This window comes from Streptomyces sp. ISL-43 (assembly GCF_018614195.1).
GTDB lineage: Bacteria > Actinomycetota > Actinomycetes > Streptomycetales > Streptomycetaceae > Streptomyces.
This window is the reverse complement of sequence record NZ_JAGGOT010000002.1, coordinates 15,216-38,918: the sequence shown is the minus strand read 5'-3', so window position 1 is coordinate 38,918 and position 23,703 is coordinate 15,216. Positions and strand designations below refer to the sequence as shown.

Annotated in this window: 19 protein-coding genes and 1 pseudogene; 10 read left to right on the top strand and 10 right to left on the bottom strand. The window is 70.3% G+C overall.

Annotated features, from left to right (window positions below):
• Window positions 1–527 precede the first annotated feature (527 nt).
• Window positions 528–4,802, top strand: a complete 4,275-nt coding sequence (locus tag J7F03_RS41845; RefSeq protein ID WP_214946668.1) for a ricin-type beta-trefoil lectin domain protein — start codon at window positions 528–530, stop codon at window positions 4,800–4,802.
• A gap of 97 nt (window positions 4,803–4,899) precedes the next feature.
• Here J7F03_RS41845 and J7F03_RS00865 read toward each other — a convergent pair whose 3' ends face one another.
• Complete coding sequence (locus J7F03_RS00865) at window positions 4,900–6,006, bottom strand: hypothetical protein (protein WP_214946667.1); 1,107 nt, start codon at window positions 6,004–6,006, stop codon at window positions 4,900–4,902.
• Window positions 6,007–6,109: 103 nt separating this feature from the next.
• Between J7F03_RS00865 and J7F03_RS00860 the strand changes: the two genes are divergently transcribed.
• Window positions 6,110–7,267, top strand: a complete 1,158-nt coding sequence (locus J7F03_RS00860; RefSeq protein ID WP_214946666.1) for a cystathionine gamma-synthase — start codon at window positions 6,110–6,112, stop codon at window positions 7,265–7,267.
• 85 nt (window positions 7,268–7,352) lie between these two features.
• On the opposite strand, the gene J7F03_RS00855 is transcribed toward J7F03_RS00860, so the two are convergent.
• The 3 genes from J7F03_RS00855 to J7F03_RS00845 are packed head-to-tail and all read right to left on the bottom strand — an operon-like array spanning window position 7,353 to window position 8,659.
• Window positions 7,353–7,604: a hypothetical protein gene (locus J7F03_RS00855; RefSeq protein WP_214946665.1), complete on the bottom strand. Its 252-nt coding sequence runs from the start codon at window positions 7,602–7,604 to the stop codon at window positions 7,353–7,355.
• Complete coding sequence (locus J7F03_RS00850; protein ID WP_308378871.1) at window positions 7,601–8,080, bottom strand: sigma factor-like helix-turn-helix DNA-binding protein; 480 nt, start codon at window positions 8,078–8,080, stop codon at window positions 7,601–7,603. The genes J7F03_RS00855 and J7F03_RS00850 overlap by 4 nt, the downstream gene beginning before the upstream one ends.
• A gap of 57 nt (window positions 8,081–8,137) precedes the next feature.
• On the bottom strand, window positions 8,138–8,659 hold the full coding sequence (locus tag J7F03_RS00845) for a MarR family winged helix-turn-helix transcriptional regulator (RefSeq protein WP_214946969.1): 522 nt from the start codon (window positions 8,657–8,659) through the stop codon (window positions 8,138–8,140).
• Between the two features lie 211 nt (window positions 8,660–8,870).
• Between J7F03_RS00845 and ilvA the strand changes: the two genes are divergently transcribed.
• The 3 genes from ilvA to J7F03_RS00830 all read left to right on the top strand — a co-directional run bounded on the left by ilvA (window position 8,871) and on the right by J7F03_RS00830 (window position 12,164).
• Complete coding sequence (gene ilvA, locus J7F03_RS00840) at window positions 8,871–10,103, top strand: threonine ammonia-lyase (protein ID WP_214946663.1); 1,233 nt, start codon at window positions 8,871–8,873, stop codon at window positions 10,101–10,103.
• A 184-nt stretch (window positions 10,104–10,287) separates the two neighbouring features.
• Window positions 10,288–11,310: an ATP-binding cassette domain-containing protein gene (locus tag J7F03_RS00835; protein WP_214946662.1), complete on the top strand. Its 1,023-nt coding sequence runs from the start codon at window positions 10,288–10,290 to the stop codon at window positions 11,308–11,310.
• Window positions 11,307–12,164 (top strand): ABC transporter permease, encoded by an 858-nt coding sequence (locus tag J7F03_RS00830; RefSeq protein ID WP_214946661.1) that lies wholly within the window; start codon window positions 11,307–11,309, stop codon window positions 12,162–12,164. Before J7F03_RS00835 ends, J7F03_RS00830 begins: the two co-directional genes overlap by 4 nt.
• A gap of 90 nt (window positions 12,165–12,254) precedes the next feature.
• Here the strand turns inward: J7F03_RS00830 and greA are convergent, their stop codons facing one another.
• Both greA and J7F03_RS00820 read right to left on the bottom strand, forming a co-directional pair.
• Window positions 12,255–12,752: a transcription elongation factor GreA gene (greA, locus tag J7F03_RS00825; RefSeq protein WP_214946660.1), complete on the bottom strand. Its 498-nt coding sequence runs from the start codon at window positions 12,750–12,752 to the stop codon at window positions 12,255–12,257.
• Between the two features lie 184 nt (window positions 12,753–12,936).
• Complete coding sequence (locus J7F03_RS00820; RefSeq protein ID WP_214946659.1) at window positions 12,937–13,350, bottom strand: DUF4307 domain-containing protein; 414 nt, start codon at window positions 13,348–13,350, stop codon at window positions 12,937–12,939.
• A gap of 123 nt (window positions 13,351–13,473) precedes the next feature.
• On the opposite strand from J7F03_RS00820, the gene mca reads away from it, so the two are divergent.
• Window positions 13,474–14,355, top strand: coding sequence for a mycothiol conjugate amidase Mca (mca, locus tag J7F03_RS00815; protein ID WP_214946658.1), 882 nt, complete (start codon window positions 13,474–13,476; stop codon window positions 14,353–14,355).
• Between the two features lie 2 nt (window positions 14,356–14,357).
• Window positions 14,358–14,576: a hypothetical protein gene (locus J7F03_RS00810; protein WP_214946657.1), complete on the top strand. Its 219-nt coding sequence runs from the start codon at window positions 14,358–14,360 to the stop codon at window positions 14,574–14,576.
• Window positions 14,577–14,698: 122 nt separating this feature from the next.
• On the opposite strand, the gene J7F03_RS00805 is transcribed toward J7F03_RS00810, so the two are convergent.
• Window positions 14,699–18,058, bottom strand: a complete 3,360-nt coding sequence (locus tag J7F03_RS00805) for an ATP-binding protein (protein WP_214946656.1) — start codon at window positions 18,056–18,058, stop codon at window positions 14,699–14,701.
• 124 nt (window positions 18,059–18,182) lie between these two features.
• Here J7F03_RS00805 and J7F03_RS00800 point away from each other — a divergent pair, with 124 nt between their 5' ends.
• The 3 genes and pseudogenes from J7F03_RS00800 to J7F03_RS00790 all read left to right on the top strand — a co-directional run bounded on the left by J7F03_RS00800 (window position 18,183) and on the right by J7F03_RS00790 (window position 21,524).
• Window positions 18,183–18,932, top strand: a complete 750-nt coding sequence (locus J7F03_RS00800; protein WP_214946655.1) for a DUF4344 domain-containing metallopeptidase — start codon at window positions 18,183–18,185, stop codon at window positions 18,930–18,932.
• Between the two features lie 77 nt (window positions 18,933–19,009).
• Window positions 19,010–19,810: pseudogene (locus tag J7F03_RS00795) on the top strand (thioredoxin domain-containing protein); the annotation flags it as partial.
• Between the two features lie 55 nt (window positions 19,811–19,865).
• On the top strand, window positions 19,866–21,524 hold the full coding sequence (locus J7F03_RS00790) for a recombinase family protein (protein ID WP_214946654.1): 1,659 nt from the start codon (window positions 19,866–19,868) through the stop codon (window positions 21,522–21,524).
• 432 nt (window positions 21,525–21,956) lie between these two features.
• Here the strand turns inward: J7F03_RS00790 and J7F03_RS00785 are convergent, their stop codons facing one another.
• Genes J7F03_RS00785 through J7F03_RS00775 form a run of 3 tightly spaced genes read right to left on the bottom strand, consistent with a single transcriptional unit; the run spans window position 21,957 to window position 23,561 of the window.
• On the bottom strand, window positions 21,957–22,805 hold the full coding sequence (locus J7F03_RS00785; RefSeq protein ID WP_214946653.1) for a helix-turn-helix transcriptional regulator: 849 nt from the start codon (window positions 22,803–22,805) through the stop codon (window positions 21,957–21,959).
• A gap of 14 nt (window positions 22,806–22,819) precedes the next feature.
• Window positions 22,820–23,335 (bottom strand): DUF6879 family protein, encoded by a 516-nt coding sequence (locus J7F03_RS00780; RefSeq protein ID WP_214946652.1) that lies wholly within the window; start codon window positions 23,333–23,335, stop codon window positions 22,820–22,822.
• Window positions 23,307–23,561: a hypothetical protein gene (locus J7F03_RS00775; RefSeq protein ID WP_214946651.1), complete on the bottom strand. Its 255-nt coding sequence runs from the start codon at window positions 23,559–23,561 to the stop codon at window positions 23,307–23,309. Before J7F03_RS00775 ends, J7F03_RS00780 begins: the two co-directional genes overlap by 29 nt.
• Between the last annotated feature and the right edge of the window lie 142 nt (window positions 23,562–23,703).

Sequence of the window (23,703 nt, the reverse complement as noted above, 5' to 3'; positions counted from 1 at the left end):
GGTGTTCGAACCCTTGACGGGCTTTGTCTGTGGCAGTGCCGTATTCGGCGGCACCCACACCTTCGGCGGCTTCGCCGCCGCTTCGGCCATGGGCAATCCCAGGCCGGAGACGAGCACCGCGAGCGCGGCGACCATCGCTATACGTGGTCGGCCTGCGCGCGAACGCGCTAGGAACCGACTCCGACGAGACAACAAAATCCCCCCACAGGAAAGGAACGAGAGAGTCCGGACCGACAGGGGTCCGGATCAAGCGCACCTTAAGGAGGACGGGTCTATTCGCGCAGGATTTTCTGACATTCCATCACATGATCAATGTCACCCGTCGGGCAATGTGGTGGTTCGCGTGGCGAATGGGACATATGGATCTTATAAAATGTTGACAAGTTTGCGGACGCCAAGGAACGTGCGGCTGACTACCCGTTAACTGATGCGACGCATTGCGAGGACTTCCGCCCATGGGGCCAGAATCTTCATCACTCATTCCCAGGCCGGGTACACCCCGGCGTCGTCGGGCATCCGTCACCGTGATGCTCCCCGCGATAGGCGCTGTTGTGCTGTCGCTCGCGGCGGGTTTGGTCGTCGCCCCTCCCGCCTTCGCGGGGAACGAGCCTGCCGCGCAGGGCTGGCCGGCCCCCACCGCCAAGCCCGCCCCCTCTGCGCTGGAGAAGGCCGTGGACGAGGCGCTCTGGCAGGCCAGGGCCATGGGGAAGCCGGTGGCCATCGACCGCCTGACGACTGGAAACTCGCAGACGTTCGCCAACCCGGGCGGCACGCTCACCACTGAGGCCGGTCCCGCTCCGGAGCGGGTCAAGCAGGCGGACGGCTCCTGGCGCGGGGTCGACACCGCGCTGAGTGTGAACGCCGACGGCACGTTGTCCCCGAGGGCCGTTCCCTCCCCGCTCACCATATCGGGCGGCGGCACCGGCCCGATGGCGACGATGACCACGGCCGACGGCAAGAAGCTGGCCGTCAAAGCCCCCTTCCCACTCCCCAAACCGACACTCGACGGCAACGACGCCCTCTACAAGAACGTCATGCCGGACGTGGACCTGCGCCTGAGCGCCACGCAGCTGGGCGGTTGGAGCCAGGTACTCATCGTGCGTACGGCCGAAGCTGCGGCGAACCCGGCCCTGAAGACGATCCGCCTCGATGTCGATGCGCCGGCACTGAGCACCTCCGCCGACGCCGCGGGCAACATCATCTTCAAGGACGCCCAGGGCACGGCGCGTTTCTCAAGCCCCACCTCCTTCATGTGGGATTCCGCAGCAACCGCGCCCGCGGCCGCGCTCGCGGGCAAGTCAGCGAGCGTGGACAGCGCGTGGTCCGCGGCACCCGCCACCGATCGGCCGGCTGTTTCCAGCGCGGATGGTCCGGGCGAGGGCGCCAACGTCAAGCCGCTCGCCGTCAAGGCCGACGCGACCGCCATCGAGCTGATCCCCGACACAGCTCTGCTCGGCCAGGGCACCGGCCCTTGGTACATCGACCCCGGCGTCAACCCCTCGGCCGACAGCGCCAACCAGGCGTGGGCGCAGGTCCAGGAGGCCTACAGCGACACCAATGAGTTCAACGGGACCTCGGACGGCCAGGACACGCCGGCCGCCGGCTACTGCGGCTACTCGACCTGTACCAAGAAGGGTCGGGAGCGCGCCTACTTCCAGGTCGGGATCAACTCGACCATCCACGGTACCGAGGTCATCGACGCCCGGCTCCACGCCACGGTCGTTTCCTCATCCAGTCCGAGCACGGCCACGCCGATGGGTCTATACCACAGCCCCACGGGGATCGGTAATCCCACTACGTGGAACAACCAGCCCTGCGACCGGGCCTCGCGCATGGGTGGCTGCGCCAAGATCGGCGGCGCGAGCATCTCGGGCACCGGTGAAATCGAGTACGACGTCACCACCCAGATGAAGAGCGCTGCCTGGAACCGCTGGCCGACCTTCACCTTCGGCTTCGCGCCGGACGACGAAGGCAACATGCACTACCGGCAGCGGTTCAGCAACACCCCCCACATCGTCGTCACGTACGACATCACTCCCACCGTCGGGAACCCCCGAACCAGCCCCACCCCCGGCTTCGCCGGCACTGGCGCCTACTCCGCCTGCCGCACTCCCGGTACGACCAACCCTTCCGACAATCCGGGCTGGCTCGGAGCCAACACCAACGTCCACTTGACGTCTGCCACCAACTCGGCCACCGGTCGCCAGCTCCAGACGACGTTCAAGCTCTGGGACGACGACGCGGGAACCGCCACGTGGAGCCAGACCGGCTGGAACGGCTCCTCCGGCGACGCTGTCGTGGATGTCGGAAAGCTCATCGACGGTCACCAGTACGGCTGGACCTCCGTCGCCACGGACGGGACTCTGGTCAGTGCCGAGACTTCGTATTGCTACTTCCGGGTCGACGGGACGCCGCCGTCGGCGGCTGTGACTTCCGTCGACTTCCCGGCCTCCGGTACGACCGGCGGTCACCCCAAGCGTGTGGGTGAGCCAGGCACCTTCACCCTCGCCGGTGCGGACAACGCCCCCATCAACGGCAGTACCCGCAGCTCCGGTCTGGCCTGCGCCCGCTGGACGACCGACCCGGTCAAGGCCGCCTCCGACTGGAACTGCTCCGACACCGACAGCCGGATCACCAAGCTCACCGGTGGTAAGGCGACGGTCAACTTCACCCCGCAGGCCTGGGGCACCAACTACCTCTACCTGCAGACCCAGGACAACGCGGGCAACATGTCCCAGCCGGTCGCCTACAGCTTCTACGTCCCGTCCAACCCCAAGAGCCCCGCCCCGATCTTCGGTGACATCAACGGCGACAGCAAGGCCGACGTCGTCCTCGCCGACGCCGCCGGCAACATTCGCCAGATCAACGGCGGCGGCGACCCCGCCACCTCGCCCGTCGCTCTCGCCCGCTCCAGCCTGAGCGGCAACGGCTGGAGCGGCATCCAGCTCACCCACCGCGGAAACCTCGGCGACAAGCCCGTCGACGACCTCTTCGCACATGAACCCGCCAAGCCCAACCTCTACGTCTTCACCAACAACGGCACCGGACTGGTCGACGGACAGGCTCCCACCAACGTGGTCAAGCCCACCCGCTGCGTCGGCCCCGACGCGAAAGCCATTACCTGCTCCACCCACGACTTCGGCGCTGACTGGAGCAAGGTCACTCAGATTGCCGCATTCGGCTCCCTCACCGGTGACAGCGTCCCCGGGAGCCCGAACTCCCTCCCCCAGACCTCCCTCCTGTTCGTGGAGAACGGGCGTCTGTGGCTGGCTCTTCCCGGCATCAAACCCAACAGGCTCGATGACACGGCAATCCTGCTCTCGGCAAACGACACTCGCTGGGACGGCTACGACCTGATCACCCCCGGCCGGGCCCAGGGCACGAACTTTCCCACTCTGTGGGCCCGTTCCAAGACTGACGGCACCCTCCACGCCTTCAGCATCAAGGGCACCCCTGAGGCCCCCGTGCTCACCGGGTTCACCGACCCGTCCGCCGGTCTCTTCGACGGCAAGATCGACCGGATCCGCTACTCCCGCGTCGGCTCCGACGGCGACCTCACTGGCGACAACATCCCTGACCTCTGGGCCGTCGACAAGGATCAGCAGCTCGTCGTCTTCAACGGCATCGGCACCGCCCCCAACGGCACCACGATCCCCTACCCCACCGTCACCGGCATCGCCCCCACCTTCACCCTCCAGGGCAACCTCAACACCCCTACGTATCAGTGGAAGCTGACCGGCCTGACGGGCACCACGAACACGACACCCAGCGCCGGCGGCACCAACCACCCCGCCACCACCGCCGGCATCACCTGGCCCACCGGAACCATCGAAGGCCGTAGCACGACGTACGCGGCGTTCCAGGGCGCCGGGTCGACCATCACCACCAGCGGTCCGGGTATCGACACCCGCCAGGATTTCACCCTCACCACTTGGGCCAAGCGCTCTGCCACGACCCCGGCGAACCAGAACAGCCTGGTCGTCAGCCAGGACGGCACCCAGAACAGCTCCTTCATGATCTACGCCGACCACAAGACCGGTCAGTGGCACTTCGCCCTGGCCAGCGCCCAGGGCGGCGCGTGGCCCTTCGACCACACCGGCGTGGCCAATCAGGCGGCCCGGTTCACCCCTGATGCCTGGACCCGCCTGACCGCCGTCTACAACGCCGGCAGCGGCCTGATGAGCCTCTACGTCAACGGCGTCCTCGCCAGCACCGGCCATCATCCGGCGGCGTCCAGCCCCGTGCCCAGCGGTCCGATCGTCTTCGGCCGGTACAAGGTCGCCGGGCAGGTTTCGGACGTCTTCAACGGCGGCGTCAGCAACTTCGCCTCCTATTCGTACGCCGCCACCCCCACCGCCCCCGGGGCCATGGGTCGAATCTCGCTCACCGAGGCCCCGGGCATGTGCGCGGACAACGACTACGCCGGCACCCAGGACGGCAACAAGATCCAGATCGCGACCTGCAACGGCACCACCGCTCAGAGCTTCGAGGTAAAGGCCGACGGATCCCTGCGGATCCAGGGCAAGTGCGTGAGCGCGACCAACGCGGGCACCGTCAACACCACCCCGCTCGAACTGAGGACCTGCAACGGTCCGACCCCGGCTCAGAAGTTCCTGCCCCGTGCCGACGGCTCGATCTACAACCCGGTCTCCGGTCGCTGCGTGGACCTCGGAAACTTCGACACCACTCCGGGCCGACAGCTCTGGCTGTTCGACTGCAACCCCTCCAGCGCCCAGCGCTGGACCGTCATGACCCTGGGCACCGCGCCCCTGCCCCTGCCGAGTCTCGACGCGGCGCCCTGACCAGCCACTACCTCCTGCACCACCACAGCATGAAGGCGGCCGTCCCTCCATCGGAGGGGCGGCCGCCGCCGTAGAACCGCTGGACAGCGCGGAGCCGTCAGTGCGGCAGGGTCGCCGGGGAGCCGCCGTTCGCCTCGTAGCCGGCGACCGCCAGGGCGCGGTAGACCGCGTACGAGGCCGCCGGGTCCGGGTCGGCCGACCAGGGGAGGGCGCCCACGTAGCCGTCGATGTGGCGGACCTGTTCCATCGCCTCCGCCCAGCGCTCGCCGCCGACCAGGAACAGCAGCAGCAGGTGGCGCACGTGCGCCAGCATCGGGTCGTCGGGCCGCGCGCTGTGGACGGCGTACAGCGCGCCCTCCACCGCCCGCGTCACGGCCGCGCTCCGGTGGAAGCTGCTGATCAGGACGACGTCGGGGACGTGCTCGTACAGCGCGAACAGCGGCAGCGCCGCCAGCAGCGAGCCCTGCGGGGCGCGGGCGGCCGCGTGGTGGGTGAAGGCGTCGGCCTTCTCCCGGGAGCCGTGCCACTTCTCGCACCAGTAGTTCAGCGCGGCCAGGTGCGCGCCCATGTGCTGCGGCGCCCGGTCCATGACCTGCGCCCACAGCGCGTCGTACTCGGCCTCCGAGTAGTGCAGCATCCGGGCGACGGCCAGCTCGACGATGTACGGGACCGGGTCGCCGGGGGCCAGCAGCGCGGCCGTGCGGCAGGACTCCCGGGCCTCCTCCGCGACGATCCGGACGTCGGCGTCGCTCATGCCCTCCGGGCGCCTCCACATCTGCTGCGCCAGCAGCTCGGCGTGCACCTGCGCGCCGCCCGCGTCCTTCGGCGCCTCCAGCCGCCACGCCTTCAGCCACCGGGCGCCCGCCCCCGGCTCCCGGGCGAGTTCCAGCGCCGCCGAGCCGGCGAAGGCCTGGACGCGCTGCCAGCGCACCTCGCCCTCCTTCGGGGTGCCGGCCAGCAGCTGGGAGGCGGCCTGCCACTGCCCGGTGTGCTGCACATGGGCCAGGGCGTCCATCAGGTCATGGTCGGGGCCGGGAATCCGGATGTCGAGGTCCTCCTGGCGGGCGAATCCGTAGTCCGAGGGGTCGGCGGCGTCGGGGCTGCCGGGCGCGACCAGGCGCAGGCCCCCGCGCCTGCGCCGTACATACGGTCCGACGACGGCCACGAGCAGGCCGACCGCGAGCAGGAACCACAGAATCTCCATGCCCCCAGCGAACCAGACGTACCCGCGCAAAGGCCAATAGGGGGCCGGGCGGGATGGTGGGGACAGGGCCGCGCGGGGCCCGGACGGGGCATAGCATCGGGCCATGAGCGACGACAGCCACGAGCACCAGAGCTTCGAGACCCGTGCCATCCACGCGGGCAATACGGCGGACCCGCTGACCGGCGCGGTCGTGCCCCCGATCTACCAGGTCTCCACGTACAAGCAGGACGGCGTCGGCGGCCTGCGCGGCGGCTACGAGTACAGCCGCAGCGGCAACCCGACCCGCACCGCGCTCGAGGAGAACCTCGCAGCGCTGGAGGGCGGCCGGCGCGGCCTCGCCTTCGCGTCCGGGCTCGCCGCCGAGGACTGCCTGCTGCGTACGCTGCTCTCCCCGGGCGACCACGTGGTCATCCCGAACGACGCCTACGGCGGCACCTTCCGCCTCTTCGCGAAGGTCGTCTCCCGCTGGGGTGTCGAGTGGTCGGTGGCCGACACCTCCGACCCGGACTCCGTACGGGCAGCCCTCACCCCGAAGACCAAGGTCATCTGGGTCGAGACCCCCTCCAACCCGCTGCTCGGCATCACCGACATCGCCGTCGTCGCCGACATCGCGCGCACGGCCGGCGCGAAGCTGGTCGTCGACAACACCTTCGCGTCCCCCTACCTCCAGCAGCCGCTCGCGCTGGGCGCGGACGTGGTCGTGCACTCGCTGACCAAGTACATGGGCGGCCACTCCGACGTCGTCGGCGGCGCTCTCGTCACCGCCGACGCGGCGCTGGGCGAGGAACTGGCCTACCACCAGAACGCGATGGGCGCCGTGGCCGGCCCCTTCGACTCGTGGATCGTGCTGCGCGGCATCAAGACGCTGGCCGTACGGATGGACCGGCACGCGGAGAACGCCACGAAGGTCGCGGAACTGCTGACCCGCCACCCCAAGGTCCACAAGGTCCTCTACCCGGGCCTGCCCGAGCACCCGGGCCACGAGATCGCCGCCAAGCAGATGCGCAACTTCGGCGGCATGATCTCCTTCCAGGTCACCGGAGGCGAGGACGCGGCCGTCGCGGTCTGCGACCGGGCCAAGCTCTTCACCCTGGGCGAGTCCCTCGGCGGCGTCGAGTCCCTCATCGAGCACCCGGGCCGCATGACCCACGCCTCGGTGGCCGGTTCCGCCCTGGAGGTCCCGGCGGACCTCGTCCGCCTGTCGGTCGGCATCGAGAACGTCGACGACCTGCTGGCGGACCTGACGCAGGCGCTGGGCTAGCGGCCCCCGGCCGGTAGTCGGCGCCGCCCGGCCGCACCCTGCGGGGAGCGGCCGGGCGGCGTCCGTCTTTCGCCAGGGCGCCGCGTCACCAGTCCTGCCAGGGCGGGGAGACCTCGCTCGACGGAGTCGTCCACGCGTGCGTCAGCGACGCCCACACGACGAAGGCCACCACCGCCGTGGCCAGCAGCGTCCAGCCGATCTTGCGCACCACCGCGCGGCGCCGCAGCAGCTTGTCGCCGCGCGCTGCCGCGCCCGCCGCGAACCCGGTCGGCAGCGTCGGGTACGGGCCCTCCATGAGCTGCCTGACCTGGACTTCCTTGGGATCCGGACGGCTCATGCGGCCTCCCGCCGATGGGGATCGGTCCGGGCGTCGGAGCCCGAGTCGAGTACGCCCGCGTGCCGGGGGCGCAGCCCGGCCACGGCCCGGTTGCACAGCGCCCGCACCCGCTCGGGCGGCAGCCCCAGCTGCGCGGCCGTGACCTCCTCCGCGACCCCTTCGTAGATCCGCAGGACCAGGACGAGCCGCTCCAGCGGGCCCAGCCGCGCCAGGACCCCGCTGCCGCCGTGGTGGCGGCGGCCGGCGCGGGCGAAGGCGGCGCACAGCTCCTGGCGCGTGTAGTCGTACGGATCGTCCCCGCGCAGCCTGCGCCAGTTCGCGTACGTACGGGCCAGCGCGCTCCCGAGGAGCCCGCGTGCGGCGGGCGCGTCCTCCTCAGGCTCGGCCGTGAGCAGGATCGCGACGCGCAGGAGCCGCCCCGCCGCACCCGCGACGAAGGCTTCGAACTCGGCGTAGGGGCCCGGCCCTTGGTCCACAGTCCACATAGTGCGGTCTGCGGGACCATCCCGGTCAAGGGGTCGGTCGCACCCGGATCAGGAGGCGGGGCCGGCCTCGGAGCCCGCCGACATCAGTTCGGACAGCGAGATGTTGAAACGGGTCAGCAGACCGGTGAACGCCTCGCGCTCGTCCTGGCTCCAGCCGTCCGTCACCCGGGCCATCAGCTCGCGCCGCGAGGAGCGGACCTCCTCCAGCCGGGCGAGCCCGCGCGGAGAGAGGGCGAGCACCACGGCCCGCCCGTCCTCCGGGTGCGAAGTCCGCTTGACCAGGCCGCTGTCGACGAGCGGCGCGACCTGCCGGGTGACGGTGGAGGAGTCGATGCCCATGCCGCCGGCGAGCGCCTTGACGCCCATCGGACCTTCCAGGTCGAGACGGTTCAGCAGCAGGTACGCGGCCCGGTCCATGGAATTGCGGGCCTGGCCGACCCCGCCCAGGCGGGTCTGCTCCGCGCGCCGGGCGAAGACCGCCACCTGGTGCTGGAGCGCGTCGAGGAGACCGGCTTCGGCGGGCGCGCCGGCCGGCGCGGGCAGGTCGGAACTGGCCGAGGTGGAGGGCATGGCCGTGAGCTCTCTTCGCATGGGGCCGACAAGGATGGGGGACAGAGTACGCGGCCGTGCGGCGGCTCGTACTCCTCGTACGAGAACTGATACGACCGGTGCGGGAGCCCGGACAGAGGCCGTCCCGGATGGCCGGATATCGACCGCCCGGGCCCGTCCTCCGGGGCTTTCGCCCTGCGCCGCGATCCGCGCGGGCTGAGAGACTGGCCGTATGAACTACCGAGTGCCGCAGCCCGTGCCGCAGGTCATCCTCGACGACGTCCGGGGGGCCCAGAAGATGCTCTCCGGCGTCTCCCGGGTGACCGCGATGGAGGGCAGCCGGTACCTCTCCTCGCTCACGGGCTCTCCGGTGCACTTCAAGTGCGAGAACCTCCAGCGCACCGGCTCCTTCAAGCTGCGCGGGGCGTACGTGCGCATCGCGGGCCTGCGCCCCGAGCAGCGCGCCGCCGGCGTCGTCGCCGCCAGCGCGGGCAACCACGCGCAGGGCGTCGCGCTCGCCTCCTCGCTCCTCGGGGTCCGCTCGACCGTGTTCATGCCGATGGGGGCGCCGCTGCCGAAGGTGGCCGCGACCCAGGACTACGGCGCCGAGGTGCGGATGCACGGGCAGGTCGTGGACGAGACGCTGGCCGCCGCCCAGGAGTACGCGGACCGCACCGGAGCGGTGTTCATCCACCCCTTCGACCACCGCGACATCATCGCGGGCCAGGGCACGGTCGGCCTGGAGATCCTGGAGCAGTGCCCGGAGGTCCGCACGATCCTGGTCGGCATCGGCGGCGGCGGGCTCGCGGCCGGTGTGGCGGTCGCGGTGAAGGCGCTGCGCCCGGACGTCCGGGTGATCGGCGTACAGGCGGCGGGCGCGGCCGCGTACCCGCCCTCGCTCAAGGTCGGGCACCCGGTGTCGATCGACAACCCGGTCACGATGGCGGACGGCATCAGGGTCGGGCGGCCCGGCGACATCCCCTTCAAAATCATCGGCGAGCTGCTCGACGACGTCCGTACGGTGTCGGAGGACGCGCTCTCCAGCGCCCTGCTGCTCTGCCTGGAGCGGGCGAAGCTGGTCGTCGAGCCGGCCGGGTGCAGCCCGGTGGCCGCCCTGCTGAGCGAGCCCGAACTGTACGGCGGCGGCCCGGTGGTGGCCGTCCTGTCCGGCGGCAACGTCGACCCGCTGCTCCTCCAGCGGATCCTGCGCCACGGCATGGCGGCGGCCGGCCGCTACCTGTCCCTGCGGCTGCGCGTGACCGACCGGCCGGGGGCGCTGGCCGGCCTGCTCGGGGTGTTGTCAGTGGTGGATGCGAACGTGTTGGACGTGAGCCACGTGCGGACCGACCCGCGGCTCGGGCTCACGGAGGTGGAGGTGGAGCTGCACCTGGAGACGAAGGGGCCGAAGCACTGCGCGGAGGTCGCGCGGTCGCTGCACAGCGCGGGATACAGGGTCATGAGCTAGTACTGGTCGGGGCACGCGAATCCCGGCGGGTCCTCGGTCCTCCGCGCGGCCCGGGAAATTCCGTAGCGGCACGCGATATAGCGCATTACGGTGTCGCCCGGACGGCGGGCCCAGGCCCGCGCTCATAAGATTCGCGTAGGAATGCACCGATTCTGCTGGCCCGATCCACACTGGGAGAATCCATATGCCAGGCGCCATCTACGCCGAAGGTCTGGTCAAGACCTTCGGCGATGTACGGGCTCTGGACGGCGTGGACCTAGATGTCCCCGAAGGCACCGTCCTGGGCCTGCTCGGCCCCAACGGCGCGGGCAAGACCACGACCGTGCGCGTCCTGACCACCCTCCTCCAGCCCGACAGTGGCAAGGCCGTCGTCGCGGGCATCGATGTCCTCAAGCACCCCAACGAAGTCCGCCGCGCCATCGGCCTCTCCGGCCAGTTCGCCGCCGTGGACGAATATCTGACCGGCCGTGAGAACCTCCAAATGGTCGGCCAGCTCTACCAGATGAGCGCCAAGGCCGCGAAGGTCCGTGCCGCCGAACTGCTGGAGCGCTTCAACCTCGGCGACGCCGCGGACCGCACCGCCAAGACGTACTCCGGCGGCATGCGCCGGCGCCTCGACCTCGCGGCGGCCCTCGTGGTCAGCCCGCCCGTGATGTTCATGGACGAGCCCACCACCGGCCTCGACCCGCGCAACCGCCAGGCACTGTGGGCGATCATCCAGGAGCTCGTCGCGGGCGGCACCACCCTGCTGCTCACCACGCAGTACCTGGAGGAGGCCGACCACCTCGCGCACGACATCTGCGTGGTCGACCACGGCAAGGTCATCGCGCGCGGCACCTCCGACCAGCTCAAGGCCCGGACGGGCGGCGAGCGCGTCGAGGTCGTCGTGCACGAGCGCGATCACATAGCGAGCGCCCGTGAGGTCCTCGCGGGATTCGGCAAGGGCGAGACCACCGTCGAGGAGCACACCCGCAAGCTGACCGTGCCGGTCTCCGGCGGCGCCAAGCTGCTCGCCGAGGTCATCCGCGAGCTGGACGGGCGCGGCATCGAGATCGACGACATCGGTCTGCGCCGGCCGACCCTGGACGACGTGTTCATCTCGCTGACCGGCCACGCGGCGGAGCTGGCGGCCGAAGAGAACGGCGAGGGCCCCGCCGACGCGAAGCCCAAGGGCGGCCGCAAGGCCCGTAAGGAGGCGACGAAATGACCCTCACCTCCACGACCCCGGAGCCGCTGGCACCCCGACCGAGCGGCGGGATCGTCCAGGGAGTCAAGGACTCCCTGGTCATGGCCAAGCGGAACCTGATCCGCATGTCCCGCATCCCCGAGATGATCATCTTCGGCGTGATCCAGCCGGTGATGTTCGTCGTCCTGTTCAGCTACGTCTTCGGCGGATCCATATCCGTCGGCGGCAACACCTCGCCCGCCGCCTACCGCGAGTTCCTGATGGCGGGCATCTTCGCCCAGACCGTCACCTTCGCCACGGCCGGCGCGGGCGCGGGCATCGCGGACGACATGCACAAGGGCCTCATCGACCGCTTCCGCTCCCTGCCCATGGCCCGCGGAGCGGTCCTGACCGGCCGCACCCTCGCCGACCTCGTGCAGACCACCCTCACGCTCGTCGTCCTGGCGGTCGTGGCGCTGATCGTCGGCTGGCGCACCCACACGAACATCGGCGAGGTACTCGCCGGCTTCGCCCTGCTGCTCCTGCTCGGCTACGCGTTCTCCTGGATCGGCGCCCTGATCGGCCTGTCGGTGCGCACCCCGGAGGCGGCCACCTCGGGCGGGCTGATCTGGCTCTTCCCGCTGACGTTCATCTCGAACGCCTTCGTCCCCTCCGACAACATGCCGACGTTCCTGCGGCACATCGCGGAGTGGAACCCCTTCAGCGCCACCGTCCAGGCGGCCCGCCAGCTCTTCGGCAACCTGCCGCCGGGCTACCCGGTCCCCGAGGCCTGGCCGATGCAGCACCCGGTCATCGCGTCCATCCTCTGGTCGGTGCTGATCATCGTGGTCTTCCGGACCCTGGCGGTGCGCAAGTACCGCTCGGCGACCGCGTGACCTCCTGACCGCACGGTCCGCAGGAGCGGAAAAGCGCTTCGCCCCGCCGGGCAGCAGCCCGGCGGGGCGAAATCTTGCGAAGGGGGGTGATCAGCCGGTGAAGGGCTTGACGTCAAGGATCTTGACCGAGGCCCTCTTGCCGTTCGGCAGCTCGTACTCGGCGTCCTCGCCGATCTTCTTGCCCATCACACCGGTGCCCAGCGGGGACTGCGGGGAGTAGGTCTCGAAGTCCGAGGACGCGTACTCGCGCGAGGCCAGCAGGAACTCCATGGTGTCGTCCACATCGCCGTCGAAGGCGATCTTGACGAGCGTGCCGGGGGCGACCTCGCCCTCGGACGCGGGCGCGGTGCCGACCTTGGCCTTCTCCAGGAGCTGCGTCAGTTGGCGGACGCGGAGCTCCATCTTGCCCTGCTCCTCCTTGGCCGCGTGGTAACCGCCGTTCTCACGCAGGTCGCCCTCTTCGCGGGCGGCCGCGATCTTGACCGCGATTTCCGTGCGTGCGGGACCAGAGAGGTAGTCCAGCTCCGCCTTCAGCTGGTCGTACGCCGCCTGGGTCAGCCAGGTGACGCTTTCGCTCGTCTGGGTCACGGGTGCTCCTCGTCGGTACAGGGGACTACAAAAGCCGCCAGCGGCGGACGAAACCACGAGCCTAACAATTCGGGAAGGGAAGGGGGAGGACACGAAGTGTGTGAAGTGCGTCAGAGCGCGGCGGCGAAGCCTGGAAACGGGGATCCGCCGGAAGGAACCACTCCGCCGTCCGGCGTGTTGCCCCTCAGTTCGCGGAGCCGGCCGCCCGGCAGCCGATCAGTTCGATCATCGTGGCCCGGCCGGTGGTCTTCAACGTGACGAGCTCGTCCACGCGCTTGTCCTTCTGCGCGAAGGTGAAGTCGGCGCGGCCCACCTCGCCGTGCTCCTCGTCCTGCGAGCTGAGCGTGCACACCCCGGTGACCGAGGCGTCCTTGCGGATCTCCAGGTGCACGTCGACCGCGCTGTCGGAGACCACCTGGAACTTGATGACCTCGGCACTGACGCTCTGCCCGGCGACGTAGTCCCAGCCGATCCAGCCGACCACACCGAGCAGCCCGACGCCCAGCACCGAACCGACGATCTTGAGCTTGCGATCGGCCCGCTCGTCCGCCGACCGGCCGTAGCGGCCCTCGGGCAGTCCTTCGCGCACCGCGCTCATCGATCGTTCCCTTCGAGATGGGCGAACACCGGAAATCCCGGGGCGACCCCCCGGAATTTTTCCGCCCCCCGATTCGGTCACTATAGGACGCGTACGCCCTGACGACTCAAAGAGGATCCTGTCTTGACCGAGCAGCTTCGACTGATGGCCGTCCACGCCCACCCCGACGACGAGTCGAGCAAGGGCGCGGCCACCATGGCCAAGTACGTGTCCGAGGGGGTGTCCGTGCTGGTGGTGACCTGCACGGGCGGTGAGCGCGGCTCCATCCTCAATCCCAAGCTCCAGGGCGACAAGTACATCGAGGAGCACATCCACGAGGTGCGCGCCAAGGAGATGGACGAGGCCCGCGAGATCCTCGGCATCGACCAGGAGTGGCTGGGATACGTCGACTCCGGCCTGCCCGAGGGCGACCCGCTGCCGCCGCTGCCCGAGGGCTGCTTCGCCCTGGCCGACCTCGACGAGGCCGCCGGCAGCCTGGTGCGCAAGATCCGCGCCTTCCGGCCGCAGGTGATCACCACCTACGACGAGAACGGCGGCTACCCGCACCCCGACCACATCATGACCCACAAGATCTCCATGGTGGCCTTCGAAGGCGCGGCCGACACCGAGAAGTACCCGGAGGCCGAGTTCGGCCCGGCGTACCAGCCGCAGAAGCTCTACTACAACCAGGGCTTCAACAAGCCGCGCACCATCGCCCTGCACGAGGCCCTCCTCTCGCGCGGCCTGGAGTCCCCCTACGGCGAGTGGCTGGAGCGGTGGAAGGAGTTCCAGCGCGCCGAGCGGACCCTGACCACGCACGTGCCCTGCGCCGACTTCTTCGAGATCCGTGACAAGGCGCTCATCGCGCACGCCACGCAGATCGACCCGGACGGCGGCTGGTTCACCGTGCCGATGGAGATCCAGAAGGAGGTCTGGCCGACCGAGGAGTACGAGCTGGCGAAGTCGCTCGTGGACACTTCCCTCCCCGAGTCCGACCTCTTCGCGGGCATCCGGGAGAATGCGTAGCTATGAGCGCTACGCAGGCAGCACTGAACGAGCTTCTTCCGCTGGCGGGTGACACCTTCGACAAGAACAAGGTGACCCCCGGAATCCTGGGCTTCATCGTGTTCGCGGCCCTCGCCCTGGGCGTGTGGGGCCTGATGAAGTCGATGAGCCGGCACATGGGCCGGGTCGACTTCAAGGAAGCCCCCGAGCCCACCCCGGCGGACGGTACGCGCGCCCCGTAGGGGCCCACGACCCCCTTACGCCGCTTCGTGCGACCGCCGCCCAGCCGTGAAACGGCGGGGCGGCGGGATTTCGCACGCGCCCCGGCCGCCGGGCGGCGCCCGCCGTGCGGGGAAGCCGCCGCCTAGTGCGGGGGAAGCGGGACCGAGACGCCCATGATCTCCCGCGACTGCGGATCGGGCACCAGCGACAGCCGCCACGCCTGCCAGCCCTCCGACGGGTCGACGCCGCGCGCCAGGATCACCGCGTAGGACTCCAGACAGTCCTCCAGCCGCCCGTCCCGCATCGGGTGCGGGGCCGCCGCCAGCCTCGACAGTTCCGTCCGCGCCTCGTCCGCGGCTCCCGGGAGCGCGTACGGCAGGAGCGTGCAGCGCAGGAAGCGCGCCCAGTCCTCCCCGCGCCGGTCCCCGTAGGAGATGAACAGCCGGACCGCCTCCTCGCACAGGCCCACCGCCTGCGCGACGCGTCCGTTGCCCGCGTCCACCACCGCCAGCTCCAGGCAGGTCCAGGCCTCCCCGTGGGCCAGCCCGATCCTCCGGAAGTCCGCCCGGGCGTCCATCAGGAGCTGGCGGGCGAAGCCGGAGTTGCGCAGGTTCCCCGTCTGCGCCGCCCGCTGGTCGCGCGTCACCCGGCCCGAGTGGTGGCGGGCGTGCGCGAGCCCGTAGACGTCCCGCATCCGGGAGAACATCGTGCGGGCCCGCTCCAGCTCCCGCACCGCCCGGTCGCGCTCCCCGGCCTCCTCCAGCGCCTGCCCGAGGTAGTACAGGGTCCAGGCCTCGCCGCGCGCGTCCTCCGCCTCCCGGTGCCGGGCCAGCGCGTCGCGCAGCCGCTCGAGCGCCGGGCCCGGATCCCCGTCGACGACCCGGGCCCGGCCCAGCTGGGTCAGCGCCCAGGCCTGCCCGCGGTCGTCGCGCGTGCGCCCGTACAGCTCCAGGGCCAGGCGCAGCTCCGCCTCCGCGCGCCCCACCTCGCCCAGGCGCAGGTACACCTGGCCGAGCTGGAGGTGCGCCCAGGCCTCGCCGTGCACGCTCTCGCTCTCGCGGTGCAGGACCAGGGACTGCCGCAGCAGCCGCAGCGCCTCCGCGAGGTTCGCGCGATCGCGCTCGACCGCGCCCAGCGCGTGCAGCGCCCACGCCCGGTCGCCCGCCAGCTCGTCCGCTGCCTGGAGTACGAGCGCCTCGCGGATGCGGGCCGCGGCCTCGGGGAGGTTGCCCTGGTGGTGCAGGGTGATGCCGAGCGAGACCAGGACCATGCCCGCGCCGGCTTCCTGGTGGGCCTCCATGTACTGGTCGACGAGCGAGGTCAGGGTGGTGCGGGCCTTGTCGAGCTCGCCGAGCTGGCGGGCCGCGATACCCGTACGCCACTGCACCGAGCGGACCATGCGCCCGGGCTGTCCCTGCTGACCCGTCTGTGCCTGCTGCCCCGCCTCGACGGCCTGTGTCAGTTCGTTGATCTCGCCGAGCCGGTACAGGTCCCCGCGCAGCAGGCAGAAGTCGCACAGCGCGCCCAGCAGGTCGAGCACCGCCTGCTGGTCCACGCCCTCCGAGTGCCGCAGCGCCGCCGTGATGAAGCTCGACTCCTCGTCCAGCCAGCGCAGCGCCGCGTCGAGGGAGGCGAAGCCGTGGCTCCCGAAGTGGTTGGCGCGCGTCGACATCTTCCCGTCGACCATGCGGATCACCGAGTCGGCGAGCTGCGCGTACGTCCGGATCAGCCGCTCGTGCGCCGCCGCGGCCCCGGCCCGGTCCTCGTCCCGCGTCAGCCGGGCCGCCGCGTACGAGCGCACCGCGTCGTGCATCCGGAAGCGGTCCCCGCGTACGTGGTCCAGCAGGCCGGCCCCGGCCAGCTCGCGCAGCAGCCGCCCGGCCTCCACCTGGTCCGCGTCGATCAGCGCCGCGGCCGCGGCCGCTCCGAGCGAGGCCCGGCCGGCCAAGGTGAGCCGGCGCAGCAGTCGGCGCCGCTCCTCGGGCAGGGCGGCGTAGGCGAGGTCGAGCGCGGCGTCCAAGGAGTCCGCGGGGTCCTCGGGGGCGCCGAGGCCCTCGGGGCGCCGCCCGGCCCCGAGGGGGGCCAGTACGCGCAGGGCCAGCGGCAGGCCGGCGCCGAGCGCGAGCAGCCCCCGCAAGGTCTCCTCGCGGTACGCGGCCCCGTCGGCGCCCGCCGCGTCCGGCTCGGCGCCGGCGGGCTCCGGGGTCCCCGCGGCCCCGGAGGTCACTGTGGCCCCCGCGGCCCCCGCGGCCCCCGCGCCCGCCCGGACCAGCCCGGCGCCGGTCTCCTCCGTCAGCCGGGACACCGGCAGCTGGTACACCCAGGCCGCCGGATCGTCGGGCAGGTCCAGCGGCTCCCGCGCCGTGACCAGGACCAGGCTCTCGGAGCGCTCGGGCACGAGCATCCGTACCTGCGCGGCATCGACCGCGTCGTCCAGGACCACCGTCACCGGGGTGCCCTGCAAGTGCTGGTGGTACAGCTCGCCGAGCCTGCGCACCTGCTGGTCCGCCGAGGAGCCCTCCCGGAAGAGCAGCTGCTCGCGGGGGGCACCGAGCCGGTTCATCAGGTGCAGCAGCGCCTCGCGGGTCGGCAGCGGGGTCTCGGCCGCGCCGCCGCGCAGGTCCACCACGCAGGCGCCCTTGAACTGGTCCCGCAGCGCGTGCGCGGCGCGCAGCGCCAGCGTGGTGCGGCCGACCCCGGGCTCGCCGTGCAGGACCACGACCACCGGGCGGGTCTCGGTGCTGGCCCGGGCGCTCTGCACCCACTGCGCGATGCGGGTCAGCTCGGCCCGCCGGCCCACGAACACCCCGTCGAGCTCGGGGAGCTGGCCGAAGGACTGCTCCAGCATGCTCCGCCGGCGGGCCTCGGCGCTGCGGTTGGTGGCGCGGGTCTGGAGCAGGACGCCGCCGCCACTCCCGTTCGCGGTGGTGTGCGCGGTGTGGGTGGTGAGGGAGCTGCGGGCGGCCGCGGCCATCTTGCGCTGCTGCTCCAGGAACGGCCGTATCCCGCGCACCTCCAGCGCCGACAGCCACGTCAGCTTCAGCTGCTCGGGACCGCCCGGGCGGCCCTGCTCCCCGGCGCGCCGGTTCGCCGCCGGCAGGTGCAGGGCGGTCACCTTGGCCACGGTCGCCGTCGCCCCGGCCACGCCCGCGACGGCCCCGGCGGTCAGCGCCGTGCCGAGCTCCACGCCGAAGGCCAGGTCGGCGCCGATGGCGGCGGCCGCCGCGACGGCCGTCACCAGCAGCGCCGTCGAGGTGTTCGCGCGCCGGAAGGCCTCGCCCAGCGACTCGTCCCCGGCCGCGGCCTCGTCCAGGGCCCGCACGTACGCCTCGTACTCGGCGGCCGCGCTCGCCGCGAGCGCGTCCAGGGCCTCCTTGCCGCGTGCGAGCAGCGCCGCCTTGGCCTCCGGAGTGCCGGCGGCCCCGCCCGCTCCCCGCCGGGCCTCCTCGTCCACGGCCCGTTCCAGCATCCGTTCGGCCTCACCGCGATGGCTGTCCCGCATCGGCATCCCCCTCAGAGAGTTCCGGAAACGTGTCACAAGTGTCCTTCGGTACGGTCGCGAGCGCGAGGGAATCTGAGCTAGTTCAGAGGGAGTTGACGCGCAACCGGTCGCATAGGGTGACCCGGTGGGCAGACTCCGGGGGACTGCGGGACCGTGTGTGGTGGTGGCGCTGCTGCTGCCGGCGGTGGCCGGATGCGGGTCGCTGCCGGAAGAACCGCTGCCCGAACGGGGCTTCGGGCTCCGCTACGAGAAGCCCGTGGCGGCGGACAAGCTCAACTACCGGTTCCTGAGGGACTGGAACCTCCCCGGACTCGTCGTCGCCGACCTCAACGCGTACGTCGACCTCCCCCACCTGGTCACCGTCGTCGCCCGGTCCTGCCACGGCGAGGGCACCGGCTACGACCCGGACGCCCGCCGCATCGAGCTCTGCTACGACGATCTGACCGAGCAGAGTGAGCTGGTCACCCGCGGCAGCGAGGGACTCGCCGAGATCGTCCGCGAGACGCTGTACCACGAGGCGGGCCACGCCCTCATCGACGCGCTGGACCTCCCGACCGAGGAGGGCCGCGCCGAGGAGGACGCCGCCGACCGCTTCGCCCAGGTGATGCTGCTCCGCGACCCCGAGGGCGACGACACCCTCCTGGTGGCGGCCCGGGCCTACGAACGGGCGGCCGCCGCCGAGCGCGAGCCCGACCCGTCGGACGAACACGCCCCGGACGCCGTCCGCGCCGAGTCCCACCGCTGCGCGGTCTACGGCCACTCCCCGGACCGCCACAAGGACCTGGCGACCCCGGCGCGCTCGGACTGCGCCGCCACCTGGGCCGGCACCCGCGACACCTGGACCCGTGACCTGGCCCCGCTCCTGCGGCGATGACACAGGGGGCCGGACCCACGACGGGACACCGGCGCCGGGTCGTGAGGCGCGGTGACCCCGTGCGGCAGGATGTCCCCATGCCGAACCGCCTCGCGAACGAGACCTCGCCGTACCTGCTCCAGCACGCCGACAACCCCGTCGACTGGTGGCCCTGGTCGCCCGAGGCGTTCGCGGAGGCGAGGGAGCGCGGGGTGCCGGTGATGCTCAGCGTCGGATATTCGAGCTGCCACTGGTGCCACGTCATGGCGCACGAGTCCTTCGAGGACGAACTGTCCGCCGCCTATATGAACGAGCACTTCGTCAACGTCAAGGTGGACCGCGAGGAGCGCCCCGACATCGACGCCGTCTACATGGAGGCCGTGCAGGCGGCCACCGGGCAGGGCGGCTGGCCGATGACGGTGTTCCTGACCCCCGACGCCGAGCCCTTCTACTTCGGCACCTACTTCCCGCCCGAGCCCAAGCACGGCATGCCCTCCTTCATGCAGGTCCTCGAAGGCGTGCGGACCGCGTGGGTGGGGCGGCCCGAGGAGGTTGCCGAGGTCGCGCAGCGGATCGTACGGGACCTCGCGGGACGCAAGCTCGACTACGGGAAGGCGGGCACGCCCGGCCCCGAGGAGCTCGCGCAGGCACTGCTGGGCCTGACGCGGGAGTTCGACGCCGTGCGCGGCGGGTTCGGCGGTGCGCCGAAGTTCCCGCCGTCCATGGTGCTGGAGTTCCTGCTGCGCCACCACGCCCGGACCGGCGCCGAGGGGGCGCTGCAGATGGCCGCCGAGACGTGCGAGGCCATGGCCCGGGGCGGGATCTACGACCAGCTCGGCGGCGGGTTCGCGCGGTACTCCGTGGACCGGGAGTGGGTCGTACCGCACTTCGAGAAAGTAGCGGTCTAAGGTCCATCGTTTCCGTACCCTTTCCCTGAGAGCAGAGGGGGTTGTGGTGCGCGAGGATCACTCGACGCTGGTCGGGTTGGGGCTCAGCCCCGAGGAACTGGAAGCCCTGGGACTGGGCAAGCCCGCGACGGCGAAGCCGTCCGGACTCATGGACGCCTACCTGCGACGAAGCAACAGGAAGGAAGACCTGGCCACGCTGCGGGGACACTTGCGGGACGTGGCGCGCTGGGCGCAGGCGAACGGACTTCAGATTCGACACGTCTGGTTCGAACAGCTCTCGGCATCCAAGACGCACGTGCGACGACGGGAGTTCGAGAAGGCCACGCAAGCGGTCATGGACGGCAGGTCCAAGACGCTCGGTGTGTGGAAGACCGACCGCTTCGACCGGCGCGGCATGGGGGCGGTAGGCCGGATGCTCGACGAGTTCGACCGCCGGCAATCGCGGCTCGTCTCTGTTTCCGAAGGGCTGGACTCGGCACAGGGCGGTCGCATGGTCTTCGCGATCCTGAGCGAGCGCGCCAGGGAGGAAGCGAGGGACATCGCGAAGCGCGTGAAGATCGGCCACGATTCGCACAAGGCGGAAGGCCGAAGGGGAACGGGCAGACCCCCGTTCGGTCTCTACAGCGCGCCCGGAAGCGGGAAGGTCGAACCCCATCCCGATGAGTACGGCACAGCCCGCAGGCTGGCGGACCTCTTGCTCGACAAGAAGACGACGAAGGACACGGCCCATCAACTCAATGAGGAGGGCCACCGGACCCGGAGCGGTGCTACCTGGTCGCCCACGGCGGTGAGCAAGCTGGCTCAGTCCCCGCTCTTCGCGGGCATGGTCCCGATCCGTCGGCGCAAGACGGACGAGCACGGCAACCCCTTGGACGTCTGGGAGGGGTACGGCGAGCCTCTGCGCAACGAGGAGGGCGAAGCCATCAGGTGCGGCACGGGCGTTGTGACGCCAGGCGAGTGGTTCAAGATCAAGGCACTCATCGCCGAGCGGACCGATGAACGATGGGCGAAGGGGAAGCCGGAAGCGAAGTACCTGGGCACCGGGAGCTACCGATGCGGACGTCTGCGGGACAAGAGGGGCACGGGAGAGCTTGAATCGTGCGGTGGGTCAATGAGTCACCGTGGCGGACGCTACCGGTGTGAGGTCCGCCAGACGCGGGGCAAGTCCATCTGTGAGGGGGTGGTGACCCTTGCCGACCGCATCGACCACGCAGTTGGACAGGCTTGGGTCCACCACATCACGGCCCTTGAACCTGGTGACCCGGTGGTCGTAGAGATAGCCCGCCGGTGGCTCGCCTTCGCGGACCCCGAAACGCAGGCGATGAAGGACGAGGCTCAGAAGGCCCTTGAGGCCGCCCTGAGACGCGTGAAGAAGCTCGAAGACGACTTCTACGTGTACGGGAAGATGGACGAAGAGCGCTTCGAGGAGCTGAGCGAGGGGCAGCGCGCCGTTATCGAGAGCACCACCGCGACCCTTGAGGCGCTGGACGCAGAGGCAGACCTCTCGCCCCTCACGCAGATCGACACCCTGCGTGAGGCGTGGGAAGCGGCGGACATGGCGGACAAGCGGATGCTTCTGAAGTGCGCCCTTGGGAAGAAGGGCATCACGGTCAGGCCCGCCGCGCGACAGGGGGACCACACCCCGATCTTGGAACGGCTTGAGTTCGGCTGGCTGTCGAAGAAGGACACCACCACCGAGAAGTGAGTTCGAAGCGGAAGGCCAGGCCTTAGGGCCCGGCGGACGGGCCCCCTGCCTCTCGACGTGGTGACGAAGTGACGGAATGACGGTTTGCTTCTATTCCATGCATAGAACTAAAAACACCATCTATAAGAGGTAACCCGGATTCAGGGCCACTTCATCACTCCGTGACCGCTCGCGCTTCCCGCCGCTCTCACGGCGAGCGGGGGCGGCCCGGAAGTTCCTGCGCGTTCCTCGTGGCGATCCCGTCCCCAGCTCGGGGAACGCGCGCTGGGTTCGGCTCCATTTTTGGGTACGCGCCCCCTGGGGCGACTGGGGAAACCCCGCTTCGGATGCGTCAGATAGGGGCCGCTGAGGGGGTCGTAAGCGCCCGGAAATTGGTGTCAACGTGTCCCGAAGGGAGAGCCCAGACAAACGACCTGGCGTCACGGCTATCGTTCAGTCCAGGGCTGCCAGTGCACTTGCGATGAGGGAACGCGTCGCCGCGCTCCGAGTCGCGCCGTGCGAGAGCCGATCGAAAGCTCGGGTGTATAGCTCGACTTGGCTCGGCTGGGTGAGCGTGGAGGCAGCGTCCAGAGAGTCGGCGTGAACCCTGGTGTCGTCGAAGATCGTGAAGGTTGGCATGGGCCACACGGTCCGTTGCGCCGAGAACCCGATGATGCCCACGGCGACGTTCGGAAGGTCCATGGCTCCGAGCAAGTGGCCAAGCTGTGCCGCCATGGTCTCGGCGCTGCACAGTCGGTACCGCAACACCGACTCCTCCAGCACGAAGGAGAATTGGTGAGCGCTGTTTCTCACCACCGCGTTGCGCCGCATGCGCGCCGCTACGGCATCGCTCACGTCGTCCGGGGTCCCCCGGAAGTCCGCGATGGAGGACAGCAGCGCGGTGGCGTATCCGGGTGTCTGGAGAAAGCCAGGGATCACGTCCGAGACGTAGACCCGGAATATGCGGGTCTGCCGGTAGAGGTCCTCTGTGGACTCTTGCAGGCGGCGGAGCCCGCTCCGCTGGAGTCGTTTCCACTGGACGTGTGCGTCGTCAGACTGCCTGTTCGCCGCGATCAAGTCGGAGATTTGGTCGTCACCGCCGCAGGCTCGGCACCACGCCCGAATGTCCGCGTCCGAGGGTGGCGTCTTGGCGTGCTCGATGCGGGAGGACTTCGACTCCGACCAGCCGCACCGGACGGCCAGCTCCCGTCCGGTGATCCTCGCGTCCTTCCGGATCTCGCGCAGGCGACTCGCCAGATCCTCGCGGGCCTTCTGGACATTCGAAGAGGGATGGGGGGGCAAGGAGCCGGCCTTCGTCAGATTTCGTACAGGTGATGCGGGAGCGCTTGCTCCCAGACCGCCTCGAAGGCGGTGGAGCACAGCTTCACTGTCGTTGGGTCGTCCGTGATCTCATCCTCGACCACCACACCGTCACCGGAAAAGTGGTGGACCCGGAGCAACGTGCCGTCGAAGAGCCAGAAGTCATTCCCTGGCAGGGGGATGCCCGTAGCGCGTCGGCGTGGCAGCCACCGCACCTCTTCACCCGCTGTGACGTTGGCGTGAGTGACGTAGTGCTCCCACCGGATGTACTCGGACACGGGTTCGGAGACCACCCGGGCCCTGCGGATCGACACGCCCCGAGTCACGGTGTCCATGATCAATTGATCGTAGGGGTGCCACCAGGATGCGCGGTCGTCCCACCTGATCCGCTCGCCCCGCTTCCACGCCTCGAACCTGTCCGTCGGCATGTAGGAGTCGCGCAACTCCAGGTGAACGGCGGATCGTTCGCACCGGCCAAGCAGCTCAGCGAAGCTGGGCACGCTCGACGGCATCGCACGCCTCCCTGATCATCGGAATCATCCGGGCGGGAATCCTGACGATGGCTTCACCCTCCGGTACGGAGCCGTTCGCTGGGCTGTTTTCCTCGCACTCGGTCTGAGTCTCGGGACTCGGCTTCCACCCCTGCAAAAGGATCTCCTGAGCTTCCGTGTCGGCCCATACGGTGGGGCAGTGATCCCGGTCGGTGTTGGGGTCGATTCCCACGAACTCTACGGCCATGGCCGGCTCCCTGGTCGAGGTGCTTGCTTGGGCTTGCACGAGCTTGGCTGACCTGTCGCAGCAGCGTCAATACCCGTATAGACCAAGCAAATTGGTGTGCAAGCTCATGCAAGTTCCTTGAGTGTGTGAGACCAGTCTCCCT

Coding starts and splice junctions, on each gene's coding strand:
- J7F03_RS41845 (WP_214946668.1), top strand. CDS start 528: ATGCTCCCCGCGATAGGCGCTGTTGTGCTGTCGCTCGCGGCGGGTTTG.
- J7F03_RS00865 (WP_214946667.1), bottom strand. CDS start 6,006: ATGGAGATTCTGTGGTTCCTGCTCGCGGTCGGCCTGCTCGTGGCCGTC.
- J7F03_RS00860 (WP_214946666.1), top strand. CDS start 6,110: ATGAGCGACGACAGCCACGAGCACCAGAGCTTCGAGACCCGTGCCATC.
- J7F03_RS00855 (WP_214946665.1), bottom strand. CDS start 7,604: ATGAGCCGTCCGGATCCCAAGGAAGTCCAGGTCAGGCAGCTCATGGAG.
- J7F03_RS00845 (WP_214946969.1), bottom strand. CDS start 8,659: ATGCCCTCCACCTCGGCCAGTTCCGACCTGCCCGCGCCGGCCGGCGCG.
- ilvA (WP_214946663.1), top strand. CDS start 8,871: ATGAACTACCGAGTGCCGCAGCCCGTGCCGCAGGTCATCCTCGACGAC.
- J7F03_RS00835 (WP_214946662.1), top strand. CDS start 10,288: ATGCCAGGCGCCATCTACGCCGAAGGTCTGGTCAAGACCTTCGGCGAT.
- J7F03_RS00830 (WP_214946661.1), top strand. CDS start 11,307: ATGACCCTCACCTCCACGACCCCGGAGCCGCTGGCACCCCGACCGAGC.
- J7F03_RS00820 (WP_214946659.1), bottom strand. CDS start 13,350: ATGAGCGCGGTGCGCGAAGGACTGCCCGAGGGCCGCTACGGCCGGTCG.
- J7F03_RS00810 (WP_214946657.1), top strand. CDS start 14,358: ATGAGCGCTACGCAGGCAGCACTGAACGAGCTTCTTCCGCTGGCGGGT.
- J7F03_RS00805 (WP_214946656.1), bottom strand. CDS start 18,058: ATGCGGGACAGCCATCGCGGTGAGGCCGAACGGATGCTGGAACGGGCC.
- J7F03_RS00780 (WP_214946652.1), bottom strand. CDS start 23,335: ATGCCGTCGAGCGTGCCCAGCTTCGCTGAGCTGCTTGGCCGGTGCGAA.
- J7F03_RS00775 (WP_214946651.1), bottom strand. CDS start 23,561: ATGGCCGTAGAGTTCGTGGGAATCGACCCCAACACCGACCGGGATCAC.